This is a genomic window from Promicromonospora citrea (genome assembly GCF_013004695.1).
GTDB classification, from domain to species: domain Bacteria; phylum Actinomycetota; class Actinomycetes; order Actinomycetales; family Cellulomonadaceae; genus Promicromonospora; species Promicromonospora citrea.
The window spans coordinates 25,766-34,309 of the sequence record NZ_JABEMG010000040.1; the positions used below are offsets into that span (position 1 = coordinate 25,766).

At 72.8% G+C, this 8,544-nt stretch carries 6 protein-coding genes; 3 read left to right on the plus strand and 3 right to left on the minus strand.

Annotation, left to right across the window (positions count from 1 at the left end; translation table 11 throughout):
• The first annotated feature begins 28 nt into the window (after positions 1-28).
• Together cysS and rlmB are read left to right on the plus strand one after the other, a co-directional pair.
• The gene (gene cysS, locus HLB15_RS10150) at positions 29-1,450 is read left to right on the plus strand and encodes a cysteine--tRNA ligase (RefSeq protein WP_171105183.1); all 1,422 of its coding nucleotides are present in this window, start codon (positions 29-31) and stop codon (positions 1,448-1,450) included.
• 29 nt (positions 1,451-1,479) lie between these two features.
• Positions 1,480-2,472 carry a 23S rRNA (guanosine(2251)-2'-O)-methyltransferase RlmB gene (gene rlmB / locus HLB15_RS10155; RefSeq protein WP_171105185.1) on the plus strand — a complete coding sequence of 331 codons (993 nt, stop codon included), beginning with the start codon at positions 1,480-1,482 and terminating at the stop codon, positions 2,470-2,472.
• Here rlmB and HLB15_RS10160 read toward each other — a convergent pair.
• The 3 genes from HLB15_RS10160 to otsB all read right to left on the minus strand — a co-directional run bounded on the left by HLB15_RS10160 (position 2,469) and on the right by otsB (position 7,478).
• On the minus strand, positions 2,469-3,725 hold the full coding sequence (locus HLB15_RS10160; RefSeq protein ID WP_171105187.1) for a DUF4032 domain-containing protein: 1,257 nt from the start codon (positions 3,723-3,725) through the stop codon (positions 2,469-2,471). The two genes, rlmB and HLB15_RS10160, sit on opposite strands and share 4 nt — an antisense overlap.
• A gap of 127 nt (positions 3,726-3,852) precedes the next feature.
• A complete protein-coding gene (locus HLB15_RS10165; RefSeq protein ID WP_171105189.1) occupies positions 3,853-4,971 on the minus strand; it encodes an ABC transporter ATP-binding protein in 1,119 nt (372 codons plus the stop codon).
• Between the two features lie 170 nt (positions 4,972-5,141).
• Positions 5,142-7,478 (minus strand): trehalose-phosphatase, encoded by a 2,337-nt coding sequence (gene otsB / locus HLB15_RS10170; protein ID WP_229785106.1) that lies wholly within the window; start codon positions 7,476-7,478, stop codon positions 5,142-5,144.
• 187 nt (positions 7,479-7,665) lie between these two features.
• Here otsB and HLB15_RS10175 point away from each other — a divergent pair.
• Positions 7,666-8,544, plus strand: an 879-nt coding sequence (locus tag HLB15_RS10175) for a serine/threonine-protein kinase (RefSeq protein WP_171105191.1), incomplete at its 3' end; no start/stop codon positions are given.

Here is an 8,544-nt window from a genome sequence, read left to right on the forward strand (position 1 = left end):
GGTGGCGCGGCGCCGGTACCCTTGACGGGTGACTCTCCGCCTGTACGACACCGCCACGCGCGAGGTGCGCGACTTCACCCCCCTCACCCCGGGCGAGGTCGGCATCTACCTGTGTGGCGCCACCGTGCAGGCACCACCCCATGTCGGCCACCTGCGCCCCGCCGTCGCCTTCGACGTGCTGCGGCGCTGGCTCACGCGCAAGGGGCTGCGGGTCACCCTGATCCGCAACGTCACCGACATCGACGACAAGGTGCTGACCAAGTCCGCGGCCGCGGGCCGTGAGTGGTGGGCGCACGCCGCGCTCTACGAGCGGGTGTTCACCCGGGCGTACGACGCCCTCGGCGTCCTGCCGCCCACCTACGAGCCGCGCGCCACCGGCAGCGTGCCCGAGATGGTCGCGCTCATGGAGCGCCTCGTCGAGAAGGGCCACGCGTACACCACCGGCGAGGGCAACGTCTGGTTCGACGTGCACTCCTGGCCCGCCTACGGCGAGCTCACGCGGCAGCGGGTCGAGGACCTCAGCCCCGAGGAGGGCGCCGACACCGCGGGCGCCGCGTCCGACAAGAAGAACCCGCACGACTTCGCGCTGTGGAAGGCCCCCAAGCCCGGCGAGCCGGAGACCGCCTCCTGGGACACCCCGTACGGCCGCGGCCGGCCGGGCTGGCACCTCGAGTGCTCCGCCATGTCGCACCGGTACCTGGGCGAGTCGTTCGACATCCACGGCGGCGGGCTCGACCTGCGGTTCCCGCACCACGAGAACGAGCAGGCGCAGTCGCGGGCCGCGGGCTACGGGTTCGCGCAGCGCTGGATGCACGTCGCCTGGGTCACGCAGGCCGGTGTCAAGATGTCGAAGTCGCTCGGCAACGGGCTGCTGGTCGAGGAGCTGCTCACGCAGGCACCCGCGCCCGTCGTGCGCTACGCGCTCGCCTCCGTGCAGTACCGCTCGATGCTGGAGTGGGCGCCCGACACCCTGGACGAGGCCCGCACCACGTGGGAGCGGCTGTCCGGGTTCGTCACGCGCGCGTCCGAGCGCGTGGGCGACGTACCGGCGGACGAGGTCGCCAAGGCCGACGTGCCGCAGGCCTTCGCCGACGCGATGGACGACGACCTGAACGTGCCCCAGGCGCTCGCCGTGGTGCACGAGCACCTGCGGGCGGGCAACACGGCCCTGGCGGCGGGCGACGACGCGGCGGTCCGGACCGAGCTCGTGGCCCTCCGCGCGATGCTCGACGTGCTGGGCCTTGACCCGGCCGACCCGCAGTGGTCGACGTCGTCGGACGACCGGCACGCGGCCGCCCTGGACGCCCTCGTGACGGCCGAGCTCGCCGCGCGCGCCCAGGCGCGCGCCGCGAAGGACTGGGCCACCTCCGACGCGATCCGTGACCGCCTGGCGGCGGCGGGCATCGAGGTCCAGGACTCCGCCGACGGCGCCCGCTGGGCGCTGTCCTGATCCGAACCACCGGCTGAGAGAGATACACGATGGCAGGCAACTCCAAGCGCCCGGGTGCGGTGCGCAAGGCCGGCTCCAAGAAGGGTGCCCAGGTCGGCACCGGCGGGCACAAGCGCAAGGCCCTCCAGGGCAAGGGACCGACGCCCAAGGCGGAGGACCGCACGTACCACCCGGCCCACCAGCGCAAGCTCGCCGCCGAGCGGCGCGCCGCCGCCGCCCAGCGCCGCCCCGGCACGCCCGGCGGGCGCGGGGCGGGCCGCAAGGGGGCGGGGGCCGCCGAGGTCGTGGCCGGGCGCAACTCGGTGCTCGAGGCGCTGCGCGCCGAGATGCCGGCCGAGGGCCTGTACATCGCGTCGCGGATCGACGCGGACGACCGCACCCAGGAGATCCTCGAGATCGCCCACGCGCGCAGCCTGCCGATGTACGAGGCGTCCCGCGTCGACCTGGACCGGATCACCGACGGCGCCGTGCACCAGGGCGTCGCCATGAAGGTGCCGCCGTACGACTACCGGGACGCCGACGACCTGCTCGACGCCGCGGCCGAGGCCGGCGTGCCGCCGCTGATCGTGGCGCTCGACAACGTGACCGACCCCCGCAACCTCGGCGCCGTCCTGCGCTCGGGCGGCGCGTTCGGGGCGCACGGCGTGCTCGTGCCCGAGCGGCGCTCCGCCGGCGTGACGGCGTCGGCCTGGAAGGTGTCCGCGGGGGCGGCGGCCCGTGTGCCCGTCGCGCGGACGACCAACCTGGCGCGCGAGCTCACCGCGCTCAAGAAGGCGGGCTGCTTCGTGGTCGGCCTGGACGCGGGCGGCGACATGCCCGTCGGCGACGTCGCGTACGCGACCGACCCGCTCGTGCTCGTCGTCGGCTCCGAGGGCAAGGGCCTGTCCCGGCTGGTGCGCGAGGCGTGCGACGCCGTCGTGTCCATCCCGATCGCGGACACCACCGAGTCGCTCAACGCCGCCGTCGCGGCCGGGATCACGCTGTACGAGGTGGCGAAGCAGCGCTCCGCGGCCGTCGACTAGGTCTCCGGGGCGGACTCCAGCTCGGCCTCGTCCGGTGCGAGGCCGAGCACCGCGTCCTCGTCCGGGCGGTGCCGCAGCACGTTCTCCACGTACGACCGCGCCGCCTCCGGCAGCGGGATGTCCCGCTGCGCCTGCTGGGAGATGAACCAGCGGTGGTCGAGGATCTCGTGGAAGAGCTGCGCGGGCTCGAGCTTGCGGCGCAGCTCGCGCGGCACGGCGTCGATCGTCGGGCGGAACACCTGGCGCACCCACGCGTGCGCGACGATCTGCTCCGAGTCGTTCTGCCGGTCCGTCGCGGCGCGGTAGCTGTCGAGGTCGTTGAGCAGGCGGCGGGCCTGGTTCTCCTGGACGTCGAGACCCGTGAGGCGCAGCAGCCGGCGCGAGTGGTGCCCGGCGTCGACGACCTTGGGCTGGATGCGCACCGTGGTGCCGTCGATGTCGGTGGTGATCTCCAGCTCGTCCACGTCGAAGCCGAGGTCGTTGAGCCGCTCGATCCGGGCGGCCACGCGCCAGCGCTCGTCCACGTCGAACGCCTCCGACCCCGTCAGCGCGTCCCACAGCTCGTTGTAGCGCTCCACGAGGGCGTCGCCGATGGCGACCTCGTCCACGTCCTCGTCGAGCAGCTCGCCCGCCGAGAGGTCCATGAGCTCACCGATGATGTTGGTGCGCGCCAGGTCGACGTCGTAGTTGCGCTGGCCGTCGGTGAGCCGGCGGTGCATGTCGCCCGTCTCGGCGTCGACGAGGTAGGCCGCGAAGGTCTCGGCGTCGCGCCGGAAGAGCGTGTTGGAGAGCGACACGTCGCCCCAGTAGAAGCCGACCAGGTGCAGGCGCACCAGGAGGACCGCGAGGGCGTCGATGAGGCGCGTGGCGGTGTCGGGGCGCAGGTCCTGGCTGAACAGGGCGCGGTAGGGCAGCGAGAACGACAGGTGCTCGGTGACGAGCACGGCCTCCAGCCGCTCGCCGTCGGGCGCCTTCCGGCCGGTGATGACGCCGACGGGGACGACGGACGGCACCTCGATGCGGTGGAGCTGCCGCAGCAGCTCGTACTCGCGGTAGGCGACGGTCTCGCCGATCTCCTTGATGGCGATGACGCGGCCGCCGTGGTTGACGAAGCGGACCACGTGCCGCGAGATGCCCTGGGGCAGTGCCGCCAGGACGTCCTCGGGCCAGTCGACCAGCGGCACGTCCCACGGGAGGTCCAGCAGTGCCGGGTCGGGTGCGGCCGCGGTGATCTGAAGGTTCTGCTGGGCCATGGGCACCATTCTCGCTGACGGACTTCGCCGAGGTAGTCGTGTGGCGAGGTAGTCACCTGGCGAAGTAGTACTCCTTCGCTGCGTGACTACCTCGCCACACGACTACCTCGGCGAGGGGTGAGAGGTATCAGCCGAGGCGCTCGCCCGACGTCGCGGAGAAGACGTGCGAGTGGCCCTGCTGGATGGAGACCGAGATGACGTCGCCCTTGTCCGGCACGGTGCGCGGGTCGATGCGGACGATCACCTGGTTGGTGTCACCGGCGGACAGGTCGACGTCGGCGGCGTCGCCCTTGAGCGAGCCGTAGACGAAGGCGTCCGAGCCGAGCTCCTCGACGAGGTTGACCTCGACGTCGAACGAGCCGGGGGTGCCGGTCGAGACGACGTCCAGCGCCTCGGGGCGGAAGCCCAGGGTCACCTTGCCGTTGTCGGAGTCCGGGATGGCCGAGGCGATCGAGCGCTCGAGCGGGATGCTCGCGGAGCCGACCTTGACGCTGCCGTCCTTGACGTCGAACGTACCGATGTTCATGGCCGGGGAGCCGATGAAGCCGGCGACGAAGACGTTGGCCGGGCGGTCGTACATCTCGCGCGGGGTGCCGACCTGCTGGAGGATGCCGCCGTTGAGGACCGCGATGCGGTCACCCATCGTGAGGGCCTCGGTCTGGTCGTGGGTCACGTAGACCGTGGTGACGCCCAGGCGGCGCTGGAGCGAGGCGATCTGCGTGCGGGTCTGGACGCGGAGCTTGGCGTCGAGGTTCGACAGCGGCTCGTCCATGAGGAACACCTGCGGCTGACGCACGATGGCGCGGCCCATGGCGACACGCTGACGCTGACCACCCGAGAGGGCCTTCGGCTTGCGGTCGAGGTACTCGGTGAGGTCGAGGATCTTCGCGGCCTCCTCGACACGCTGGCGGATCTCCGCCTTCGGCGTGCCGGCGATCTTCAGGGCGAAGCCCATGTTGTCCGCCACCGACATGTGCGGGTACAGCGCGTAGTTCTGGAAGACCATCGCGATGTCGCGGTCCTTGGGCTGCACGTCGGTGACGTCACGGTCACCGATGAAGATGTGCCCGCCGTTGACGTCCTCGAGACCCGCGAGCATGCGCAGGGACGTGGACTTGCCGCAGCCGGACGGGCCGACGAGGACGAGGAACTCGCCGTCCTCGATCTCCAGGTTCAGCTGGTCGACGGCCGGGCGCTCGGTGCCCGGGTAGACGCGCGTCGCGTGGTCGAAAGTGACCGTAGCCATGAGAAAACATCCCTCCACCGGCAGGTACGTGCCGGACGATCCGTTGTGGTCGGGTGCCGTTGCTTCCACTGACGTGTCGGCGGTGACACTGTTGCAGCGCGATCGTACCCCGCTTCGTCAAGATCCCGGTATCGGCCAGGTCACGGCGGGGTCAGGCCGCGCTCAGCGGCTCACTGCGGCTCCTCGCCCCGCAGCGTCCGCGCGAGGTCGACGAGCACGCCGGCCAGCGCGTCCGGGTCGTGCACGCGGTGGGACGCCAGGGTGTCGCCCGTGCCGACCTTGATCGACAGGTCGCCCTGCTCGAGCGAGCCGAAGGCGCTCTCGTCCGTGGTGTCGTCGCCCGCGTACAGCACCCGCACCTTCTCGACGCCGAGCTCGGCCGCGACGGTGCCGCGCAGCCTGCGCAGCGACTCGCCCTTGCTCGTGCTCACGACGGACACCTCGACGACGTCCTTGCCGTGCATGGCCGGCAGGCCGAGGTTGGCGGCCACCTCGTCGGCGGCCACGGTGATCGCCGCGGCGTCGTCCACGCTCGCCAGGCGCGTGTGGACGACGGCGGCCGCGGGCTTGACCTGCACCCACGCCCCCTCGCGGCCGGAGACGGCGGACTCGAACCCCGCGACGAGCGCGTCGAGCTGGCCCGACTGCGTGGTGCTCAGCTCGAACGGCACCTGCTCGACCCCCGAGCTGGTGGAGCGCCCCGCCTCGGCGCCGTGGCTGCCGACGAGGAACGTGCCCTCGGGCGCGTCGGCACGCTCGGCCAGGTCGGACAGGTCCCGGCCGGAGACGAACGCGAGCCGCACTGGTCCCTCCTGCGTCAGCTCGTGCACCTGCTCGATGGCGGCGCGGGCCGCCGTCGTCATGGCCGACGCCTTGGGGTCGTCCACGAGCGGGGCGAGCGTGCCGTCGAAGTCGCACGCGACGAGCCAGCCGGTGGTCGGCTTGCGGCGGCGGGTGCTCGTCCCGTTCCGCCGGGTGAGCCGGCCGGTGCGCCCCGCGGCCTCGGGGACGGCCGTGAACGCCGCCAGCGCGTCGTGCAGGCTGTGGTGCCGCGGCTCGGCGGCGCGCGGGTCGGCGACCTGCGGCCGGGGCGGCACGGCGGTGAGCACGCCGAGGAAGGACTCCGACCACTTGGCGACGTCGTCGGCCAGGACCTTGCGGCGCAGGCGGCGCATGCGGCGGCGCTGCTCCTTGGGGTCCATCGTGGCCGCCGCGACGATGATGTCCTTCATGCCGTCGATGTCGTGCGGGTTGACGAGCAGCGGGCCGGGCGAGAGCTCGTCGGCGGCGCCGGTGAACTCGCTGAGCACGAGCGTCCCGCGGTCGTCGGAGCGCGCCGCGATGTACTCCTTGGCGACGAGGTTCATGCCGTCGCGCAGGGAGGTCACGAGCAGCACGTCGGCCGCGAGGTAGAGCGCGGCCATCTCCTCGGGCGGGTAGGAGTGGTGCAGGTAGTGGATGGCGGAGTGGCCGAGCTCTCCGTACTCGCCGTTGATGCGCCCCACCAGCACCTCCACGTGCTCGCGGAGCTCCTGGTAGGCGCCGACGTTCTCGCGGCTCGGGCTGGCCACCTGCACGAGCGTGTGGTGCTCGACGTCGAGCCGCCCGTCCTCGAGCAGTTCCCCGTAGGCCTTGATGCGGTGCCGGATGCCCTTGGTGTAGTCGAGCCGGTCGACGCCGAGCATGAGCACGTCGGGGTCGCCGAGGTCGGCACGGATCTCCTTGGCGCGCGCCTGGACCTCCGGCGTGCGGGCCAGGGTGTCGAACCGGCGCGAGTCGATCGAGATGGGGAACGACGACGCGCGCACGTGCCGCCCGGGTCGTCCGTCGGCGTCGGGGATGGTGATGACGGGGCCGCGCGTCGTGTAGCCGGTGAGGCGGCGGGCCGAGCGGACGAAGTTCGCGGCGTCGCCGTTGCGCTGGAAGCCGACCAGGTCGGCGCCCAGCAGGCCGTCGATGATCTGCCGCCGCCACGGGAGCTGGGCGAACAGCTCGACCGGCGGGAACGGGATGTGGTCGAAGAACCCGATGCGCAGGTCGGGGCGCAGGTCGCGCAGCATGCGCGGGACGAGCTGGAGCTGGTAGTCGTGCACCCACACCACGCCGCCCTCCGCCGCCTGCTCGGCGGCGGCGTCGGCGAAGCGCTGGTTGACGCGGCGGTAGGCGTCCCACCACTGGCGGTGGTAGGCGGGCGGCGCGATGACGTCGTGGTAGAGCGGCCAGAGGGTGTCGTTCGAGAAGCCCTCGTAGTAGCGCTTGATCTCGGTGGCGCTCAGCGTCACCGGGACCAGCAGCATCCCGTCGGCCGTGAACGGCTCGTGCGCGAGGTCGGGGGCACCGGACCAGCCGACCCAGGCGCCGTCGGCGTCCTGCATCACGGGCTCCAGGGCGGTGACCAGACCGCCGGGGGACCTCTGCCAGGTCAGCTCGCCGTCGGGGCCGACCGAGAAGTCGACCGGAAGCCGGTTCGCGACGACGACCAGATCGTACCCGTCTTTACCCGGCAATGTACTGCTCCTTGGAGGTAGAAGAGTCACGCTGTCCAGCGTCAAGACTACCGAGGTCTTGTACCTGGTCAGGGTAACGAGATCTGTTTCACTCGCGTCCCGAGATCCCTCCGGCGCTGGTCAGCGGGTCGGCCGTGCCGGGCGTGGTGGCGCGCACCCGCGGTGGGCGGCCGATAGCGTGTGCCCCATGGAGGAGGTGGAGACCTCGGTCGTCCCGCTCGGCGGGGGGCCCGCGGCCGGCTCGCAGCTCGGCGGGTACACGGTCGTGCGCGAGATCGGGTCGGGCGCCATGGGTGCCGTCTACCGGGCGGTGGACGGCGGCGGCAACGCCGTCGCGCTCAAGGTGCTGCACCGCCACCTCGACGACCCGTCGGCCCGCGAACGGCTGCGCCGCGAGGCCGCCGCGCTGCAGGGCCTGCGCCACCCCGCCGTCGCCCGCGTGCTCGACGCGGAGCTCGAGGGGCCGGACGCCTTCATCGTCACCGAGCTCGTCGAGGGCCCGACGCTCGAGGAGGAGATCGACGAGCGCGGTCCGCTCGACCCCCGCGACCTCTTCGAGCTCGCCGACCAGCTCGCCGACGCGCTCGAGGCGGTGCACGGCACCGGCGTCGTGCACCGCGACCTCACGCCGTCCAACGTGCTCATCGCGCGCACCGGGCCCGTGCTCATCGACTTCGGGCTCGCGCAGGGGCCGAACGACCCGCGCGCGACGCGCACCGGCTTCGTCATGGGCACGCCCGGCTACCTCGCGCCCGAGCTGCTCGACGGCGCCGAGCCCGGCCCCGACACCGACTGGTGGTCGTGGGCCGCCGTGCTCGCGTTCGCCGGCACCGGGCGCGCGCCCTTCGGCGTGCGGCCCACCGAGCTCGTGCTGCGCCGGTCCCGCCGGGGCGAGGCCGACCTCGACGGTCTCCCGCCGCGCGCCGAGCGCGCCCTCGGCTCCGCGCTGCGCGCCGTGCCCGCCGAGCGCTGGGGACCCGACGAGGTGGCGCGCGCGCTCAAGGCCGAGTCGGTCGCCTTCCTCGCCGCCGCCCAGGGCGACGACGGCGAGAGCACCGTCGTGCTC